Consider the following 18,054-nt stretch of genomic DNA (forward strand, 5'->3'; position numbering starts at 1 on the left):
GCCAGGGCCGCGTCGACGAAGGCCACGATGAAGCTTTCGAGATAGTCAGCGCCATCAAGCACTGCACTCTGGCGCGCCGCGACACCGTCGAGACGGGACAGGTCGGCGAGCCAAACCAGGAGCAAGGGGCATTCCCGGACATGGCGCTGGGAGGCCGCGACCTCCGACAAGCGGGCCTTGCGCGCCAGGTCCTCGACGGCGACGACGCTCCAGGTCTGCAGGTTGGACGAGGTCGCGGCAGATTGTGCAGCGGCCACGATCCGCTCCGCCGTCCCCTGGGGCAGGGCGTCTGGCAGATAGGCGCGAACGGAGCGCTGCGAGAGCAAGTGCGACAGGACCGGGTTCTAATGATCGGTGGAAACGCCAGAGGCACCGCCGTATCGGGCGCCGAGCGCTTCGTCCGCAAGACTGGATGCGTCGAGAGAGTTGTCGGCGATCGTGGAAACGGCCATCGTCTGCTCCGGAAAATTCATGCTGGAGTCATCCTGCGGGTGCTGAGGCGGCCTGTCCCCGCCTTTTTCGCCGCAGCCGCAGTCGCAAAGATCTTGACGCTCTGAGACGGCGCGCATTGGCCGAAAGTCTCGCCCAATGGCGATAGCGCAGCGCTGGAGCGGGGCGAAAGGCGGCGGGAACTCGGCGCGGTCTTCGGGACGCGTCTTCACATTCGAACCTGTTGCGGCCGACGCACGACGGCACGATCTCTGTGTTGCGGCCGCTAAAGTGACGCCGGTGAACCGGCCGAAAATGGCACGGCGATGGCACGAGACCCTCAAAAAGTGCAGAAACGCTGAGTTAGTCGGGGAATCATAATCCCAAGGTCGCTGGTTCAAATCCAGTTCCCGCTACCATAAAGAAAACCCCTGAAAGTGTTGAGCTTTCAGGGGTTTTGTTTTGGCGCGATCGTCGTTGACGGCCGGGAACATGCCGGTAGCCGCTGCGCCTCGGTGCCGGGCGCGGCTTACGGATTTGTCGGCGTCTGCAGGTCGCCGGTGGCATTCATATTGGACGTGCCGAGATCAGCGGTGCCGTTGCCGAGCACCCGGTGACCTTTGCAACTGACCGATGAATTCCGCTGCCCGATCAAGCCACGGGAAACGGCAGCGGGTGATGGCAGTGGTAGAAGCCCCCGTCCGTCTCGGTCGCCACCGGCATGGCCGCGGCACAGATTTCGCTTGCCTGGGGACAGCGCAGGCGGAACGGGCAACCCGACGGCGGCTCGAGCGGGTTCGGCGGCTCCGTGCCGATGTCGATCCGTCGCGGCCGCGCGCCCGGTATCGGCGGCAGGATCGCATCCAGCAGTGCCCGGGTATAGGGATGGCGCGGGCGGGCATAGAGCGCCTCGGTCGGGCCGCTTTCGACGATGAGGCCCAGGTACATGACGGCGACCCGGTCGGCCAGGTGATGCACTACGGCCAGATTATGGCTGATCAGCAGCACGGTCAGGTCGAACTGCCGGCGCATGCGGCCGATCAGGTTGATGATCTGGGATTGCACCGAGACATCGAGCGCCGAAGTCGGTTCGTCGCAGACGAGGAGCCGGGGCTCGCCGATCAGCGCCCGTGCGATCGCCACGCGCTGGCGCTGGCCGCCGGACACTTGCGCCGGATAGGCATCGATCAGGTGAGGCGGTAACCCGACCGCCGCCATCATCTCCGCCGCACGGGTCCGTCGGCTGGCCCTTGTGCCGTCGCCGCGCACGGTCAGCGGGGCGGCCACGATGCTGCCGAGGCTCTGGCGCGGATTGAGCGAGGAATAGGGGTCCTGGAAGATCGGCTGGACCAGCCGCGCGCGATCGAGGCGGTGATAGCCGTCGATCGGCTGGCCGGCCAGGGCCACGCGGCCCCGCGTCGGCTGCTCGATGCCCAGGCACAGGCGCGACAGCGTGGTCTTGCCGCAACCGCTCTCGCCGACGATCGCCAGCACCTCGCCGGCCTCGACGGCCAGATCGATGCCGCGCAAGGCCCGCAGAGTCGCCGACTGCCCGCCGGCGCGGATCTCATAGTCGCGGGTGGCGCCCGCAACCTCCAGGATCGCGCTCATCCGTCCGCACCGACGAGCGCCGCATAGCCGGGCTCGCCCGCCCGCTCGGCGAGGGGGCGGATGCAGCGCTGGGCATGGCCCGGCGCCAGGGGCGCAAGCGGTATCGGGCCGGCGGCGCAGGCGGGGCGCGCGTAGGGGCAGCGGGCCAGGAACAGGCAGCCGTCGGTCGCGGCCGTCGGCGGCGGCACGATGCCCGGGATCGTCCCCAGGGGCGCGCCGCGCGCGGTCAGGCCGGGCGTCGGGATCGCCCGCAGCAGCCCCTCGGTGTACGGGTGGGACGGACGGGCCAGCACCGCGGCGGTCGGGCCGGTCTCGACGACCTGGCCCGCGTACATCACCGCCATCCGATGGGCGACGCTGGCAACGACGCCCAGGTCGTGGGTGATCAGGATGATGGCGACGCCCGTCTCGTCCTGCAGCTGGGCCAACAGGCCCAGGACCTGCGCCTGGGTCGTGACGTCGAGCGCCGTGGTCGGTTCGTCGGCGATGATCAGGTCGGGCTCACAGGACAAGGCCATCGCGATCATGACCCGCTGGCGCAACCCGCCGGACAGCTGGTGCGGATATTGCCCGAGGCGCGCCGCCGGCGAGGGCACGCCGACCCGCGTCAGCAGGTCGATCGCGCGCTGCCGCGCCGCCGTCTCCGAGATCCGCCGATGGGTCCGCATCACCTCGACCAGCTGGCTGCCGATCGTGTAGCAGGGATCGAGCGAGGTCATCGGATCCTGAAAGATCATGGCGATGCGCGGGCCGCGCAAGGTCCGCCAGGCGGCGGCGCCCAGGCCCAGCAGCGATTGCCCGTCGAAGCTCAGCCGCTCGGCACTGACCCGGCAGGGTGGCGGCACCAGGCCGATCAGGGCGAGGGCCGTCAGGCTCTTGCCGCAGCCGCTCTCGCCGACGATCGCCAAGGTCTCGCCCTTGACCACCTGCAGGTCCAGACCCCGCACCGGCGTCAGCGGTCCCTGCGGCGTCGGGATCGTGACCTTCAGGCCCGCGATATCGACGAAGGCGCTCATACCCGGCCCTCCGGTGCCAGCACGTCGCGCAGCGCGTCGCCCAGCAGGTTCACCGCCAGCACCAGCAGCGCCAGCGCCACACCGGGGATGGCGATCTGCCAGGGGCGGAACAGCAGCTGGCTCTTCGCTTCCGCGACCATCAGTCCCCAGGACGCGAGCGGCGGTTTCACGCCCAGGCCCAGGAACGACAGCGCCGCCTCGAGCAGGATGGCATGGGCAAGCTCGATGGTGGCGACCACGATCAGCGGGCCGGTGATGTTCGGCAGGATTTCGGCCAGCAGGATGCGCGGTGTCGAGCTGCCGATGCAGCGGGCGGCGATGACGAAGTCGCTGTGCGCCAGCCGCTGGGTCGCGCTGCGCGTGACCACGGCGAACCGGTCCCACAGCAGCAGGCCGATGACCAGCACCAGGATGGTGAGCGAACTGCCGACCATGGCCACGACCACCAGGGCCACCAGCACGACCGGCAGGGTCAGGCGGATGGTGACGATGAAATTGACCGCCAGGTCGACCCGCCCGCCGAAATAGCCGCCGAGCAGGCCCAGCAGGGTACCGATCGTGCCCGAGACGATCACCGTGGCGACGCCGATGAATAGCGAGACGCGCGCGCCAGCCAGCAGGCGGGCCAGGGTGTCGCGGCCCAGCTGGTCGGTGCCCAGGATGTGGGTCGAAGTGCCGTGGGCGCCCCAGAACGGATCGGTCAACCGGTGGGCCAGGTCCTGCTGGGTCGGGTCCTGGCCGATGATCGTTGGCCCGATCAGAGACAGCAGCAGGACCAGCGCGATCGTGCCGCCGCCCAGCCAGAAACGGCCGTGGCGCAGCAGCCGGTGAACCGTGGCCCGCGCCGGTGCCGGGGTCATGTCAGGCGCATCCGCGGGTCCAGCAGGGCATTCAGCAGATCGGCCAGCAGGGTCAGGACCGCATAGACCAGCGATGTCAGCAGCAGGATCGCCTGGATGACTTCGATGTCCGACCGCTGGATCGATTCCCAGGCGAGCTGGCCCAGGCCTTTCAGCGAAAACACCGCCTCGACCACGATCGACCCGCCCAGCATCAGGCCGAATTGGACCGCGGCGAGCGAGACGACCGGGATGATGGCGCTGCGCAGCGCATGGCGCAGCACGACCCGCCACGGCGCCAGCCCATAGGCGCGGGCGGTGCGGATATGGTCGGACTGCATCACCTCGATCATGCCGGAGCGGGTCAGCCGCAGCAGCGCCGGCGTCGCATACATGCCGAGCGTGATGGCCGGCAGCACGTAATGCGCCGTCGTGGCGTTGCCGGAGATCGGCAACCAATGCAGCCGGACCCCGAAGACGTAGATCAGCAGCAGGGCCAGCAGGAACGATGGAGCGGCCTGGCCGGTGACGGCGAGGGCCGAGGCCAGCCGGTCCATCATGCCCCCGCGCCGCAGCGCCGCCAGCACGCCCAGCGGGATCGCGAGGAGCAGGGCGAAACCCAGGGCCAGCGATCCCAGCAGGGCGGTGACCGGCGCATGCTCGGCCAACACCTGGACTACGCTTTCGCGCAGATAGTACGACCGGCCGAACTCGCCGCTGAGGACGTCGGCGGCCCAGGCGAAATATTGCACCGTCAATGGCCGATCGAAGCCGTAGAGCCTGCGGATGGCCGCGACATCAGTCGCCGACGCCCCTTCGCCGGCCATTGCGGCGGCGGGATCGCCCGACAGATGGACCAGGGAAAACGCGACGATCGAGGTGACCAGCACGACCAGCAGGGTCAGCAGCAATCGTCGCGCGAGAAAGCGTCCCATGCCGGGCTCAGCTCATTTTTTCCAATGGGCACGGTAGAAATGCGCCAGCTCGTCCGGGGTCACCGGCAGGTCGAGGTCGCTGTTGAAGGCATAGGTGCGGCCATAACTGAACAGCGGGATGAAATAGGCCTGGTCGGCGATGCGGGTCAGCGCCTTGGCATAGAGATCCTTGCGTTTCGTCGGATCGGTCGTGGTGTCCGCCGCCTCCAGCCAGTCCCTGACTTCGGCATCGCGGGCGTAATCGTCGACGCTGAACTTGAAATAGTTGCTGACCGATGCCGACGCGTCGAGCACACCCTGGGAGCCCCAGGTCAGTTGCGCCAACTGCGCCTTGCCGCCTTCCATGATCGGCCGCAGCGCCTTCCACTGCAGGAATTGCAGATCGGCGACGATGCCGACCTCGCGCAGATAGTTCATCACGGCCTCGGTATAGGGCCGGTCGCGATAGGCGTAGATGTCGGTCTTGAAGCCGTTCGGGTAGCCGGCCTCGGCCAGCAGCGCCTTGGCTTTGGCCGGATCGTAGGGATAGTCCGGAACGCCCGTCGCACAGCCGAACTGGCGCGGATCGCACATGGCCTGCAGCACTTCGGCGCCTTCGCCGACCAGCTCGCGCGCGATCGCCTTGCGATCGATCGCATAGAACATGGCGCGGCGAACGCGCACGTCCTGCATCGGGTTCTTGCCCGTGCGGCCGGACGCGTCCAGCGACAGGAACGACATGCGCGTGGTCGGCGCCGCTTTGACCGTCACGTTCGGCGCCTCGGCCAGTTGCTTGGCGTTCTCGGTCGGCACGCCCCAGATCCAGTCGATCCCGCCGGTGACGAGTTCCGCCAGCTGGGTGTCGTTATCGGGGATCGTCTTGAACACCAGCGTGCCGATCGACGGCTTGCCCTTGGGACTGTCGGCGAAATACTGGTCGTTCTTCACCAGCGTCACCGACGCGCCGGGCTTGAAATCCTTGATCACGTAGGGGCCGACGCAGACCGGCAGGACGGCGCCATAGTCGCGCCGCGGCTTCCCGCCGGTCTGAACCGTGGGCGCGCTGTCGTAATGGCCGGCCGGATAGATCGGCGTAATGCCGGACAGGTATTCGATCGCCGCCGGCGTGGGCGCCTTCGCCTTGAAGATCACGGTGTCTGGCGACGGCGCCTCGACATTCTCGATCCAGTCGACCAACAGCCGGGTGACCATGCCGCTGTCGGGCTGGCGGGCGTGGTTGAAGGTATAGGCGACGTCGGCCGAGGTCATTTCCTGGCCGTTGCTGAACTTGACGCCGTGGCGCAGCTTGAATTCCAGCGTCTTGTCGTCGATCCAGCGATAACTCGTGCCCAGCAGGGGCTTGTAGGCACTGTCGATCGGATCGCGGTACATCAGCGTGTCGCAGGTCTGCTGCGAGATGATCACAACCTCGCGCAGGTTCTGGTAATAGAGGTCGACCGTATCGACCTCGTTCGCCGTAGCGAAGGTCAGCGTATCGTCGGCCTTGCCGGCCCACGCCGCCGTCTGGGGCAGCAGCAGGCTCATCGCCGCCGATCCGGCCAGTGCCAGCCCCCGAAGCCTGTTCATCGCTGCTCTCTCCCTTGGAAGCCGGCTCACTTGACGGGCAGGCGGATCGCCGACCTGCCCCGATGCAGGGTCAGCAGCGGCGGGCGGCCATGCGGGACCTGGGCGCAATGATCGGCATCGCCGCCGGCGATTGCAAGCCGCACCCGACTGCCCGCCTTGAAGGTCCAGGCGGTCGGCAGCAGCGCGAAATGCAGCCGTTCCGGCCGGCCGGCCGGCATCGGTGCGGCATCGTCCCGGGTAAAGCTGCGATAGGGCCAGGCGGTCCGATGCGCCGGCGGGCACGGGCTTTCCCTGCGATGCAGCGCACGCAGCATGCCCTCGGTCACGTACCGCACGGTGCCGTCGGCCCCGACCTCGGACAGATAGAGGAAGACCGCCGCGTCCGGCTCGCTCGAGGCCAGTTGCAGGTCGGCCACGACATGGCCCGTGACCTCCCAGTCGCGGTCGAGCGGCGGTGATGTGTAGCAGAGCATCGCCGCGTCACGGCCCTGCCAGTCGACGTAATAGTCGCGGCTGTCGATCGCGGCGATGCGCTCGTAGCGGGTCTGGGCGCCGGTGCCCTTGCCGAAATCGACCTGATAGTCGTCGGTGCCGAGCGCAGCATCGCCGGCGCTCAATCTCCCGCCGGCGTCGAGGAACAGCTGCCGCTCGTTCGCGACCGGCGGCCAGGACGGTGCCGACCGCCAGACCTCGTCATGCTGGGTGTAGTAGTGGATCGGTGCTTCCCGGCGGATGCCGGTGTCACGGCCCATCAGGTACTCGTCGAAGAAGCGCAGCACCTCGCCCACGATCGGAAAGTCGGCCTCGACGGTCCGACGCCAGGGCGAGACGTCGATCCGTGCGCCATGGTCCCAGGGGCCCAGCAGCAGGTGGCGGTTCTCGTTGGGCAGGGTCAGGAAGCGGCTGATCGCGCCATTGGCATAGCCGGCCCCGTCCATCCAGCCCGAGACCGAATAGACCGCGACGCTCGGGTCGACGCCCTCGCAATAGCCATAGGGGCTGAAGCAGGCCGAGGTGAAACCAGGATCGTAGGGCAGGGCGTCGCCCTTGAACTTGAACTCGGTGATGAAGTCGGGCATCCGGAAATTGCCGACATGCTCGGCGATGGCGGCGGCGAGCAGGCGGCCGTCCTCATCCTCGTCGACCGGCCGCGGCCCGGCATAGTTCGGGTTGGCGTAATAGGAGATCTTCTTCAACAGATCGCGGCGGTCATGGTCCATCGCCACCATCAGTTCGTCATAGACCCGCGCCAGCTCCTTCAGATGGATGCCGCCCGGATAGTAATGGTCCGAATAGGTGTCCCACACGCCGAACAGCGGCGCGATCGCCTTGACCGCCGGATGGCCGGTGCTGGCGAGGAAATCGGCGGCGGCGCCCAGGTAGGAGACGCCCGTCGCGCCGATGCTGCCGTTCGACCAGGGTTGGGCCACGATCCAGTCGGCGATGTCCTTGCAATCGTTCCGTTCGCGCGGCGATCGGAAACTGTCGCGCGTGCCGAAGCTGGCCCCGGTGCCGCGCACGTCGATCACCACCAGCGCATAGCCGGCCGGCACGAAGTAATCCCGGTAGCGGAAGGCACCGGGCGCCACCTCGTCGGCCCGCGACGCGTCGGCGAGCGCGAAGCGGCGGTAGTAGGGCGTGAAGATCGTGATCGCCGGAAACGGACCGGGCGCGTCGCCCCCCTCCGGCAATTGCGGAAGGTAGACATCGACTGCCAGCCGGCAACCGTCGGGCATGGCGACATAGCGCGAGGCCGGTCCCGCCGGCACGCGGAACGGCTTTTCCCGGGCCGCGACATAGTCGTGCGGGCTCAGGTGCCAGGCGTCGAGCTTCTCTGCCATCGGTCGGCCGATCTTCGCTGTTGGGAGCAACAGACGAGAGGCTTGCATGCACCAGAATATGCGTCAAATTCTTAAAATGGTACAGAATGTGCGCAAAGCGCATAATCGGGAGATGCCCACCCATGCCCAACCAGCGTAGTCTCGAAGCCTTGCGGGCGTTCGTCGATGGCGGGTCGGTATCCCAGGCGGCAGTTCGCTTGGGTCGTACCCAGCCGCAGGTCGGGCGGCTGTTGAGCGCGCTCGAAGACGATGTGGGTTTCGCATTGTTCGACCGGAAGAACCGCCGGCTCAGCCTGACCGCCGAGGGTCGCGAATATTATGCGCAGGTCGAGCGGGTTCTGGCCGGCCACGATGGCCTCGACCGCTACGCGGCCCAGGTGCGCCAGGGCAGCCGCGACCATGTACGCGTGCTGACGGCGCCCTATGTCGCCCATGCGATCGTCGCCGATGCGCTGGCCGCCCTGGCCGCGCGCATGCCCGGCTTCAGTGCGACGATCGACTCGCGCATCCGCCTCGATATCGAGACCTGGGTCGGGGACGAGAATTTCGATCTGGGCGTCAGCGTGCTGCCGATCTCCCATTCCGGGATCGAGACCGAGGAATTCCTGCGCAGCGAGGCGGTCGCGGCCATGCTGCCGACGCATCCGCTGGCGGCCAAGCGGCTGGTCACGATCGACGACCTGGTCGAAACCAGCCTGATCGCCACCCATCCGCGCTCGATCGTGCAGCAGCAGATCGACCGGCATTGCCGCGAGCGGGGCCTGTCGCTGCAATCCAGCTTCGAGACGGCGAACGGCATGATCGCCTGCCAGCTGGCGGAGCGCGGGCTCGGCTGCTGCATCTCCGATCCGTTCGTGGCGCGGTCGAGCGGCACGCCCGACCTGGTGTTCCGCCGTTTCCAGCCGCGGATCGAACTGCGCTACGGTTTCATCTTCCCGGCCGGACGATCCCGGTCAAAAGCGGTGGTGGAACTGGCGCAGGAAATCGCCGCGTTGGCGCGCACGCAACTTGCCGCCGTGGAGGCGCAGTTGATTGTTCCCGGTTCGGACAGTTGATCCAGCAGATCTCTTCAACAGCTCTTAAACTTCTTCCACGAAGCTGAACGATGCCCGCACGCACCTCACACTCGGCAAATCGATGAACATCCAAGCCCATCGGCGAAAATTCGCAGGCATCGAGGCGCTGCGCGGAATAGCGGCGATGGCGGTGGTGGCCTATCACGTCGGCCGCCACTTCGATAAAGTCTACGGAAAGAATATTGCTTCGGCTCTATTTCAATTCGGCCACGCAGGCGTCGATCTGTTTTTCGTGTTGAGCGGGTTCATCATATTCCATGCCCACCATGGTGACCGAGGAAAGCCAGCGAGGGTCGGAAACTATCTGTGGCGCCGCTTCACGAGAGTGGCGCCGCTCTATTGGATCGCGTTGTCGCTCACTGTGGGACTGGGCTTGGCGGGCGGGCACGATGGACCGTCTATCCATAGCCTCATATTTTCCGCCACTCTCTTGCCGTCCTTCGAAGAACCATTGCTTGGCGTCGCGTGGACGTTGCAATACGAGATCCTGTTTTATGCGATATTTTGTCTGTTGATCCTGAATAAGCGATTGGGACTGCTGGCCTTCGCCGTCTGGCTGATCGCCATAACCGTCCAGACCATCGGGGACCCTATCCTGAAGTTCCTGCCGCCATCTGTCCTTGGCGCGTATAATTGTGAATTCTTTTTCGGAATCGCAGCCGCCTATGTAATCGGAAAACACGGTATTCCCGCCCCGCGGCTGGCGCTGGCCGCCGGATGCGGGCTTTTCGTCGTTTCGGCGATCGCCGAGGACGCCGGTTCGTTGGACGGGTACGGCGATCTCGCTCGGCTGGCTTATGGGCTGCCGGCAATGTTGATCGTCGGGGCGACCGCCCAGATGGACCGCCAGTCGACAATGCGTGTTCCGGATATGCTGCAAATACTCGGCGCGGCTTCTTACTCCACCTATCTATTCCAATTCATCTTCATCGGGATCCTGTGGAAGGCGCTGCTGGCGGCCGGCTATGGCCAGTCGGCGAGCGTCTTGTGCTTCTGCATTCTGTTCGGTGGCGGTGTGGGCGGCGGTATCGTCATGCGGCGATTGGTCGAGGCGCCCGTCACGCTGTTGATCCGGCGCAGGCATCGGAAGTCCGCGCTGCTGGAACAGACATAGCGATGGGCCGCACACGAATCGTCTTCGCGCTCTATATCGTGACCATCCACCTTTTGTTGATTGCAGCCGTCGTGAAATCCGATTTCGTGGCGAACGTCGGAAAGACCCTCGGCTTGCTGCCGCCGGAGGAATTCAACGGCGACTACTACCGGCTGACCGTGCAGTCGGCCCTGAAGGATCGGGACACCCCGGCGGGCGCCGTGCTGCTGTTCGGCGACAGCATCCTGGCCAGCCTCGATGCGCAGCGCATTTCCGGTACGGCGATCAATCAGGGCGTTGTCGGCGATACGGCCCGCAGCCTGAAATATCGACTGCCCCTGTACCAGGCCATCGATCGTGCCAAGACGATCGTCATCATGGTCGGGACCAACGATCTGAAATATCGCGAGCCGGCGACGATCGGGACGGATTTCGTGGATCTCCTCGCAGCACTCCCGGCATCGAAGCCGAAGATGGTCGGCGCCATCCTGCCGGTCGACGGCAATAACCTGTTGGTCCGCCAGCGGCCGTGGCTGACGAATTCACGCATAGAGGCCGCCAATCGGGCGATCTCGCGCGCTTGCGACCAGGTCGCCGATTGTAAATTCTTCGACGTTCGAGACAGAACAGCGGCGTATTTTCCCGACAATCCCGCAATGTTTCGAGCGGACGGCTGGCACCTGTCCTATGTGGGTCGACGGCTACTCGAAGATTTTCTCGCTGGTGGCTTGAAGGAAAATCACCCTCAGGACTGACTATCGATTCTCCGTAAATCCGGGCCCTAAACCTCGCTCCGCCGCAGCAGATAATCGAGGCCGCCGATGCGGAACCAGCGGTAGCCGTAGGCTTCCATCAGGATCCGGTGGCGGCCTTTCTGGTCGGGCTCGCTATGGTCGCCTGACAGCAGGTTGACCAGGATGCCGTCGTGCTCGCCTTCGGCGCCGGGCTCGATCGTCACTTCGCGCGGCTCGGCGCCCAGGTTATGGACGAACAGCACCGAGTTCCGGCGCCAGTCGTAGCGGATCGCCAGGACCTCCTTCGTGCGGGTCGGAATGAACTGGAAGTCGCCCCAGCCGATCTCGGGCACTTCCTTGCGCATGCGGATGATGCGCTCCAGCCAGTTGAGGAAGGAGTCCGGGTCGCGCCGCTGATCGGCCACGTTGGTGTGCTCGAACCCATAGGGGCCGCCCGAAATTACCGGCGAGACCGGACGGTCGCTCTTGGTGAATCCGCCCTGGGGCTCGGTCGACCACTGCATCGGCGTGCGGGCGCACTCGCGCTCCTTCAGGCGCAGGTCGTCTCCCATGGCGATCTCGTCGCCATAGCGGATCACCGGCGTACCCGGCAGCGTCATCATCAGGCTGGTCGCCAGCTCGAGCCGTCGCCGGTCGCCGCCCAGCATCGGCATCAGCCGGCGCCGGATGCCGCGCCCGTAGAGCTGCATCGAGGCGTCGGGCCCGAACGCGGCGAACACCGCCGCGCGCTGGGGCCTGGTCAGCCGCCCCAGGTCCAGCTCGTCGTGGTTGCGCAGGAACATGCCCCATTGCGCGGTCGCCGGCCGCGGCTTCGTCGCGTTCAGCGCCTTCTTCAGCGGGCGGCTGTCGGCGGTCGCGAGCGCATAGAACAGGTTCTGGTTGGCCTGGAAGTTGAACACCATCTGAAGCCGCTCGCCGTCGCCGCCGAAATACTTCATGTCGTCTTCGGGCAGCACGTTGGCCTCGCCCAGGATGATGGCGTCGCCGCGGCGCCATTGCAGGAACTCGCGGAAACGCCGCAGCATGTCGAACTGCTCGGGCGGTTTGGCCGGCACGCGGGCACCCTTGGCCGAAATGACGAACGGGACCGCATCCATCCGGAACCCCGAGACGCCCAGTTCCAGCCAGAAGCCCATGATTTTCAGGATTTCGGCCTGAACGTGGGGGTTGGCGGTATCGAGGTCGGGCTGGAATTCGTAAAAGCGGTGGAAGTACCAGGCCTTGGCCGCGGCGTCGCGCGTCCAGGTCGATTTCTGCACGCCGGGAAACACGACGCCGCTCGTGGCGTTCTTTGGTTCGGTCTTCGACCAGACGTACCAGTCGCGGTATTTCGACTTCGGATCGGATCGCGCCGCCTTGAACCAGGGGTGCTGGTCGGAGGTATGGTTGACCACGAGGTCGATGATGACCCGCATGCCGCGCTGCTGGCAGCCATGGGTGAATTCGACGAAATCGCCCAAGGTACCGTAGCGCGGGTCGACGCCGTAATAATCGCTGACGTCATAGCCATTGTCCCGTCCGGGCGAGGGCTGGAACGGCATCAGCCAGATCGTGGTGATGCCGAGGCCCTGCAGATAGTCGAGGCGGCGCGTCAAGCCTTCGAAATCGCCGATGCCGTCGCCGTTCGCATCCATGTAGGTGCCGACGGACAGGCAATAGACGACGGCATTCTTGTACCAGAGGTCGTTGATCACGCCGCTCTCCCGTTCCCGCGCGAACCCTTTGCGCAGCCTCCGCGTTGGTGTTCATCGCGCGGCGTCTGGGGGTAAACGATGGAAAAGCCGTTATGGTGGCAGCGGGGACTCATTTATCAGGTCTATCCCCGCTCGTTCCAGGACACGGACGGCGACGGGGTCGGCGACTTGTCGGGCATCGCGGGGCGCCTGGACTATCTCGTCACGCTCGGCATCGACGCGCTGTGGCTGTCGCCGATCCAGCCGTCGCCCATGGCCGACTTCGGTTACGACATCTCGGACTATTGCAACGTCGATCCGTTGTTCGGCACCCTTGCCGACTTCGATCGCCTGCTGGCGGACGCCCACGCGCGCGGTCTGCGGCTCATCCTCGATTTCGTGCCGAACCATACGTCCGAACGGCACCCCTGGTTCGTCGAAAGCCGCCGGTCGCGCGACGACGCCAGGCGCGACTGGTATATCTGGCGGCCGCCCGGCCCGGACGGCGGGCCGCCGAACAATTGGCTGAGCCGCTTCGGCGGCAGCGCCTGGGAACGGGACGAGGCGACGGGCGACTATTACCTCCATTCCTTCCTGAAGCAGCAGCCGGACCTGAACTGGCGCAACCCGGCGGTCCGTAGCGCGATGATGGATGCGCTGCGCTTCTGGCTCGATCGCGGCGTCGACGGCTTCCGGATGGACGTGCTCTGGGTGCTCATCAAGGACGACCAGTTCCGCGACAATCCGGTCAATCCCGCCTGGAAGTCCGGCGACCCGCTGCACGACCAGTTCATCGACCTCTACACCGCCGATCGGCCCGAAGTGCAGGACATCGTCGCCGGGATGCGGTCGGTGATCGACGGCTATCCCGGCGACCGCGTGATGATCGGCGAGATCTACCTGCCGGTCGATCGCCTGGTCGCCTATTACGGTACGGCGTTGCACGGCGCCCAGCTGCCGTTCAATTTCCAGCTGATCAACGCGAAATGGGATGCCGCGACGATCGCCGACATCGTCCGGAAATACGAGGCGGCATTGCCGGCCGGCGCCTGGCCGAACTGGGTTCTGGGCAACCACGACCAGCCGCGCATCGCGAGCCGCGTGGGCAGCGTTCAGGCCCGGGTGGCGGCGATGCTGCTGCTGACCCTGCGCGGCACGCCGACGCTTTATTACGGCGACGAGATCGGCATGCGGAACGGCACCATTCCGCCGGAACTCGTGCAGGACCCGGCGGAGAAGATCCAGCCCGGCATCGGCCTCGGCCGCGATCCGCAGCGCACCCCGATGCAATGGGATGCGTCGCCCGGTGCCGGGTTCACCGTGGGCCGTCCCTGGCTGCCGATCGACCCGATCGCCACGCTCGAGAACGTGGCCGCGATGAGCAGGGACCCGGGCTCGATCTGGACGCTGCACCACGCCCTGATCGCGCTGCGCCGCGACACGACCGCGCTCTCGATCGGGGCGTTGCAGGAAGTCGAGGCGGACGGATCGGTCCTCCGGTTCTCCCGGGTCGAGGGATCGCAACGGCTGCTCATACTGCTGAACATGGGCGACGCCCCGAGGAAGGTCGCGCCGGGACCGGCGACGATATTGCTGTCGACCTATCTGGATCGTGCGCAAGAGCCGGTCGACACCGTCACGTTGCGTCCGGGGGAAGGGCTGGTGCTGGAAGCAGGCTGAGGGCTGCAATTCCAGCGCTAATTTCTCGAACACCTCATCAATGCCTTAAGCGCGAACCTCCGCGCCGAAACGCGGTCCAAGGCAAACGGACGCTTAAGCATGGGATGCTAGGCTCGTTCGAATGGCCGCGTTGGATTTGCTCTGAATGCTCCCGGGAGGACGGGCTGTGGACCTCTATGTCCGAGACGCCGTTGTCGCGTTGCTCGAGACCGACGCCGATCCGACGGCCGCGGCGATCACGGTGCATGCCTGGCATCTGCGCCAGCGGGATTCGCTGCGCGCGCTTGGCCTCTGCGCGCGGGCGGAACGGCAGTTCGGGGCGATCGCCCCCCAGGACCGGCTGTCGCTTCAGGCGCGCATTGGTCTCGTGCGGGCAGAAGCGGCCTGGCTCGGCGCGGAAACCGGTGCTGCCGCCGCCTTCATCGATGAAGCGCTGCTGGCGTTCGAACATCTGGGTGATGCCGCCGGCATCGGCGACAGCCTTCTGCTCCGCTCGCGCCTGGCGGACGACCAGGGCGAAATCGATCGTCGTCGCGGCGATCTCGCCGCCGCCGCGGCGGCCTATGCGAAAAGCGGTGATCCGTTGCGCGCGCTCGCCGCGTCCGCCTGGCTGGCACTCGACGAGACTTATGCCGGCAGCACCGGGGCGCTCGACCGGGCCCAGGTGCTCATCGAGCAGGCCGATGCCGCCGAGGAAACGGCGCTCGACGGCGTCGTCGGGTTCGCCCGCGCTCTGCTTGCCTACATGCGCGGCGACTATGGCAGTGCCGCCGCCGGTTATCAGCGGGCGTCGGGACAGCTGAAGAATTTCGGGCTGATCCGGCAATCGATCTTCGCGCTCATCAGCGCCAGTGCGGCACTGGGCAATCTCAACGATCTGCAAGGCCAGTCGGACTATATCGATCGTGGCCTCGCCGAGGCGCGGGAACGGCAATGGCCGCTGCTCATCGGTTCCTGCCTGAACATTCTGGGCTACCTGCACGACGGGCTGGGACGGACCGAGGACGCCAAGGCGGCGTTCAGCGAAGCGCGCGATCGGCTGCGCGCTTTCCCGCGGTCGCGCAGCTACGGCGTGTCCGGCATCTACCTGGGCGACATGTGCCTCCGCCTCCAGCAGACGGACGAGGCGCTCGCGGCGTTCCACATCGCTGAGGGCGCAGCCCGGGCGGGAAGCCACAGCAGCCTGATCCCGAAGATCCTGATGGGCAAGGCCGCCTGCCTCAGCGCGCTCAATCAGCCGGCGGAGGCGATCCGGCTCGCGCAGGAAACCCTCGACGAATTCGGCGATCTGGTGCCCGACCTCGAAAGCGAGATCCTGTGGACGCTCGCCCGGATCCACAAGGCGCACGACCTTCCGCCGCCGGCCGGTGCCGCCGAAGCATCGGGCGCCCTGCATTACCTGACCCGGATCTGGACGCGTCATTCCGTTCAGGCGGAATGGCGCCCGGGCCAGGAACTGCTGGGCGCACTTTCCGAGGCATGGGAGGCGACCGGCGATCTGGTCCAGGCCCTCCATTTCGAGCGGCTGCGTTCGCTGTCCGTGCAGGACGCGACGACGCAGCGGGCGGGCGAGCAGGCAACGGCCCTGCAGGCGCGCCTCGAGGCGGAGACCGCGCGCATGGAGGCAAACCATCAGCGCAGCCTGGCGGAGCTCAACAAGGGACGTCTGTCCATGTTGTCCCAGCTTGGGACGATCGGGCAGGAACTGACCTCGACTCACGACCTCACGAGCATTTTCCAAGCGGTCGAACGCCACATCGGCGAGTTGCTCGACGCCGCGGCGATTTCCGTATGGCTCTTGGAAGGTGATCAACTGGTCCCGGGATCGGCTTGGGAAGAAGGGCGACCCATCCTCACCCGGAATATCCCGGTCACGGACACTGCCTCGGTCGCCGCACGGGTCGCGCGCGAGCGCCGCGAGTTTCTGATCGATTATCCGGTGGACGGTTCACGGGGTTCCCGCTTCGTGCCCGGGACCCGGCGGATGCGGACGGCCCTGTTCGCGCCGCTGCTGATCAACGAACGGCTGCTCGGCGTGATGTCGGTGCAATCGGCCCAGCCCGATGCCTATGGCGAGGAGGAACGCCTCATCTTCCGGAGCGTCTGCGTGCAGAGCGCCGTCGCCCTCGGCAATGCGCTGTCCTATCGGGAACTGGCGGTCGCGAACGATCGCCTGCGGGACGCCCAGATCGCGCTGGAGCGCCTGGTCAGCCGGGATGCGCTCACGGGTCTATTCAGTCGCCGGTACATCATGGAGGCTGCGGAAACCGAAATCGCCCGTGCCCGCCGCGAGAAGGAACCGCTGAGCGTGATGATGATCGATCTCGATCACTTCAAGCAGGTCAACGACCGGCACGGCCATGCCGCCGGCGATGCCGCCCTGCAGGCCGTCGCCCTCATGCTGACGCGAAGCCTGCGGCCGACCGATATCATCGCCCGGTATGGCGGCGAGGAACTCGTTGCGCTATTACCCGGCACGGACCTGGCCGATGCGATCCAGATCGCGGGACGCGCCCGGGCGGCGATCGCGGCGGAGCGTCTTGATCTCGATGGCGTCGCGCTCAGCGTGACCGCGAGCTTCGGCATCGCCGAGTGGGTCTCTCACGAACTCAGCATCGAACAGGCCCTGAAGCGCGCGGACATAGCACTTTACTCGGTGAAGCAGCGCGGCAGAAATGCCGTCGCAGCGCGAGGGTACGGCGCATCGTCCGACGATCTGGACCGCATCATCTCGGTCTGACGGGCGCCGGTGGCGCCCGGCCGGGGCAGGCTACGCTACAGCTGACGAACGCCCAGTTCCTGGTCGCGCCATTTGAGGATCGTGAGGTCTTCGGCAAGCGTGATGCCCGCGACCTCGTTCCGCACACCCTTGCTGACCTGCACGTAGAACCGCCAGGTCTCGTCTTCCTGGCGCTTGCCGAAAATGAACGCGGAACTCTTCGAACTCTCCAGACCGTTCTGGCCTCGGTACTCATGTTCCTGCTGCCGAGGCGGGATCTTGAACATGGGATTGCCCTTGCTGGAGCTTCCTCCGGATATCGAGAACCGTCGAGGCCGCTCGGCACCCTCGCCCGTCGGTGCAAATCCCACGCGCTCCTCCGTCTCCGTCCTCAGCTTCGACGTGGTGATGTTGCCGGCGACATGGGCCACCTTCGGCGACTTCGAGCCCGACCCGCCATCCAGGATGGAGAATCTGCAACCGGTCAGATGAGAAGTGAAGAAGTAGGGCGCATCTGCTCCAAGGTTCATCGTCGTCGCCGTGCCCTTCTCCCATGGCAGATAATAAGCAGAGATGGCGTCGCTGGAATTGTCGGCTATGTCGAGCCAGACGGCATTCTTGTTGCCGCCCACGACCTTGAACGAGTGAACGCCAGGCGCCTTCTTGTTGACTTCGCCATCGGTCGATTCCGGGACGATCATGACTTTGGTTTCGAGGAATGTGATGGGATAGTTCTTGAATTCGGAAGTCAGTGACATCGCGTGCCTCCCATATGCAGATGATATGAATTCGAGAACATGCGTGCTGTGTCTGCAACGTAT

At 66.0% G+C, this 18,054-nt stretch carries 15 protein-coding genes; 5 read left to right on the plus strand and 10 right to left on the minus strand.

Features of this window, described 5'->3' with window-relative positions; genetic code table 11:
* The 8 genes from VGV37_RS00005 to VGV37_RS00040 form a co-directional block, all read right to left on the minus strand.
* On the minus strand, positions 1–326 hold a 326-nt coding region (locus VGV37_RS00005), incomplete at its 3' end, for a nitroreductase family protein (protein WP_326877526.1).
* An 18-nt stretch (positions 327–344) separates the two neighbouring features.
* Positions 345–473, minus strand: coding sequence for a hypothetical protein (locus tag VGV37_RS00010; protein ID WP_326877527.1), 129 nt, complete (start codon positions 471–473; stop codon positions 345–347).
* Between the two features lie 607 nt (positions 474–1,080).
* On the minus strand, positions 1,081–2,040 hold the full coding sequence (locus VGV37_RS00015) for an oligopeptide/dipeptide ABC transporter ATP-binding protein (protein WP_326877528.1): 960 nt from the start codon (positions 2,038–2,040) through the stop codon (positions 1,081–1,083).
* Positions 2,037–3,056, minus strand: coding sequence for an ABC transporter ATP-binding protein (locus VGV37_RS00020; RefSeq protein WP_326877529.1), 1,020 nt, complete (start codon positions 3,054–3,056; stop codon positions 2,037–2,039). The genes VGV37_RS00015 and VGV37_RS00020 overlap by 4 nt, the downstream gene beginning before the upstream one ends.
* Positions 3,053–3,916: an ABC transporter permease gene (locus tag VGV37_RS00025; protein WP_326877530.1), complete on the minus strand. Its 864-nt coding sequence runs from the start codon at positions 3,914–3,916 to the stop codon at positions 3,053–3,055. Before VGV37_RS00025 ends, VGV37_RS00020 begins: the two co-directional genes overlap by 4 nt.
* Complete coding sequence (locus VGV37_RS00030) at positions 3,913–4,830, minus strand: ABC transporter permease (RefSeq protein ID WP_326877531.1); 918 nt, start codon at positions 4,828–4,830, stop codon at positions 3,913–3,915. The genes VGV37_RS00025 and VGV37_RS00030 overlap by 4 nt, the downstream gene beginning before the upstream one ends.
* Positions 4,831–4,842: 12 nt before the next feature.
* Entirely contained in the window at positions 4,843–6,396 is a 1,554-nt protein-coding gene (locus VGV37_RS00035) for an ABC transporter substrate-binding protein (RefSeq protein ID WP_326877532.1), read from the minus strand.
* Between the two features lie 26 nt (positions 6,397–6,422).
* Entirely contained in the window at positions 6,423–8,237 is a 1,815-nt protein-coding gene (locus VGV37_RS00040; RefSeq protein WP_326877533.1) for a CocE/NonD family hydrolase, read from the minus strand.
* Between the two features lie 122 nt (positions 8,238–8,359).
* Between VGV37_RS00040 and VGV37_RS00045 the strand changes: the two genes are divergently transcribed.
* The 3 genes from VGV37_RS00045 to VGV37_RS00055 all read left to right on the plus strand — a co-directional run bounded on the left by VGV37_RS00045 (position 8,360) and on the right by VGV37_RS00055 (position 11,161).
* Positions 8,360–9,292, plus strand: coding sequence for a LysR family transcriptional regulator (locus VGV37_RS00045; RefSeq protein WP_326877534.1), 933 nt, complete (start codon positions 8,360–8,362; stop codon positions 9,290–9,292).
* Between the two features lie 82 nt (positions 9,293–9,374).
* The gene (locus VGV37_RS00050; RefSeq protein ID WP_326877535.1) at positions 9,375–10,427 is read left to right on the plus strand and encodes an acyltransferase; all 1,053 of its coding nucleotides are present in this window, start codon (positions 9,375–9,377) and stop codon (positions 10,425–10,427) included.
* Between the two features lie 2 nt (positions 10,428–10,429).
* A complete protein-coding gene (locus VGV37_RS00055; protein ID WP_326877536.1) occupies positions 10,430–11,161 on the plus strand; it encodes a GDSL-type esterase/lipase family protein in 732 nt (243 codons plus the stop codon).
* Between the two features lie 26 nt (positions 11,162–11,187).
* Here the strand turns inward: VGV37_RS00055 and VGV37_RS00060 are convergent, their stop codons facing one another.
* Positions 11,188–12,855, minus strand: a complete 1,668-nt coding sequence (locus VGV37_RS00060; protein WP_326877537.1) for an alpha-amylase family protein — start codon at positions 12,853–12,855, stop codon at positions 11,188–11,190.
* 78 nt (positions 12,856–12,933) lie between these two features.
* Here VGV37_RS00060 and VGV37_RS00065 point away from each other — a divergent pair, with 78 nt between their 5' ends.
* The gene (locus VGV37_RS00065; RefSeq protein WP_326877538.1) at positions 12,934–14,514 is read left to right on the plus strand and encodes an alpha-amylase family glycosyl hydrolase; all 1,581 of its coding nucleotides are present in this window, start codon (positions 12,934–12,936) and stop codon (positions 14,512–14,514) included.
* Positions 14,515–14,680: 166 nt separating this feature from the next.
* Positions 14,681–17,254 carry a sensor domain-containing diguanylate cyclase gene (locus tag VGV37_RS00070; protein ID WP_326877539.1) on the plus strand — a complete coding sequence of 858 codons (2,574 nt, stop codon included), beginning with the start codon at positions 14,681–14,683 and terminating at the stop codon, positions 17,252–17,254.
* 35 nt (positions 17,255–17,289) lie between these two features.
* On the opposite strand, the gene VGV37_RS00075 is transcribed toward VGV37_RS00070, so the two are convergent.
* Positions 17,290–17,934: a hypothetical protein gene (locus VGV37_RS00075; RefSeq protein WP_326877540.1), complete on the minus strand. Its 645-nt coding sequence runs from the start codon at positions 17,932–17,934 to the stop codon at positions 17,290–17,292.
* Positions 17,935–18,054 lie beyond the last annotated feature (120 nt).

The sequence above is a fragment of the Aliidongia sp. genome, from assembly GCF_035943795.1.
In the GTDB taxonomy this organism is placed as follows: domain Bacteria; phylum Pseudomonadota; class Alphaproteobacteria; order ATCC43930; family CGMCC-115725; genus Aliidongia.

What these genes read in the sequence shown, in the direction of transcription:
- VGV37_RS00010 (WP_326877527.1), bottom strand. Translation starts at nt 473, where the DNA reads ATGAATTTTCCGGAGCAGACGATGGCCGTTTCCACGATCGCCGACAAC.
- VGV37_RS00015 (WP_326877528.1), bottom strand. Translation starts at nt 2,040, where the DNA reads ATGAGCGCGATCCTGGAGGTTGCGGGCGCCACCCGCGACTATGAGATC.
- VGV37_RS00020 (WP_326877529.1), bottom strand. Translation starts at nt 3,056, where the DNA reads ATGAGCGCCTTCGTCGATATCGCGGGCCTGAAGGTCACGATCCCGACG.
- VGV37_RS00025 (WP_326877530.1), bottom strand. Translation starts at nt 3,916, where the DNA reads ATGACCCCGGCACCGGCGCGGGCCACGGTTCACCGGCTGCTGCGCCAC.
- VGV37_RS00030 (WP_326877531.1), bottom strand. Translation starts at nt 4,830, where the DNA reads ATGGGACGCTTTCTCGCGCGACGATTGCTGCTGACCCTGCTGGTCGTG.
- VGV37_RS00035 (WP_326877532.1), bottom strand. Translation starts at nt 6,396, where the DNA reads ATGAACAGGCTTCGGGGGCTGGCACTGGCCGGATCGGCGGCGATGAGC.
- VGV37_RS00040 (WP_326877533.1), bottom strand. Translation starts at nt 8,237, where the DNA reads ATGGCAGAGAAGCTCGACGCCTGGCACCTGAGCCCGCACGACTATGTC.
- VGV37_RS00045 (WP_326877534.1), top strand. Translation starts at nt 8,360, where the DNA reads ATGCCCAACCAGCGTAGTCTCGAAGCCTTGCGGGCGTTCGTCGATGGC.
- VGV37_RS00050 (WP_326877535.1), top strand. Translation starts at nt 9,375, where the DNA reads ATGAACATCCAAGCCCATCGGCGAAAATTCGCAGGCATCGAGGCGCTG.
- VGV37_RS00055 (WP_326877536.1), top strand. Translation starts at nt 10,430, where the DNA reads ATGGGCCGCACACGAATCGTCTTCGCGCTCTATATCGTGACCATCCAC.
- VGV37_RS00065 (WP_326877538.1), top strand. Translation starts at nt 12,934, where the DNA reads ATGGAAAAGCCGTTATGGTGGCAGCGGGGACTCATTTATCAGGTCTAT.
- VGV37_RS00075 (WP_326877540.1), bottom strand. Translation starts at nt 17,934, where the DNA reads ATGATCGTCCCGGAATCGACCGATGGCGAAGTCAACAAGAAGGCGCCT.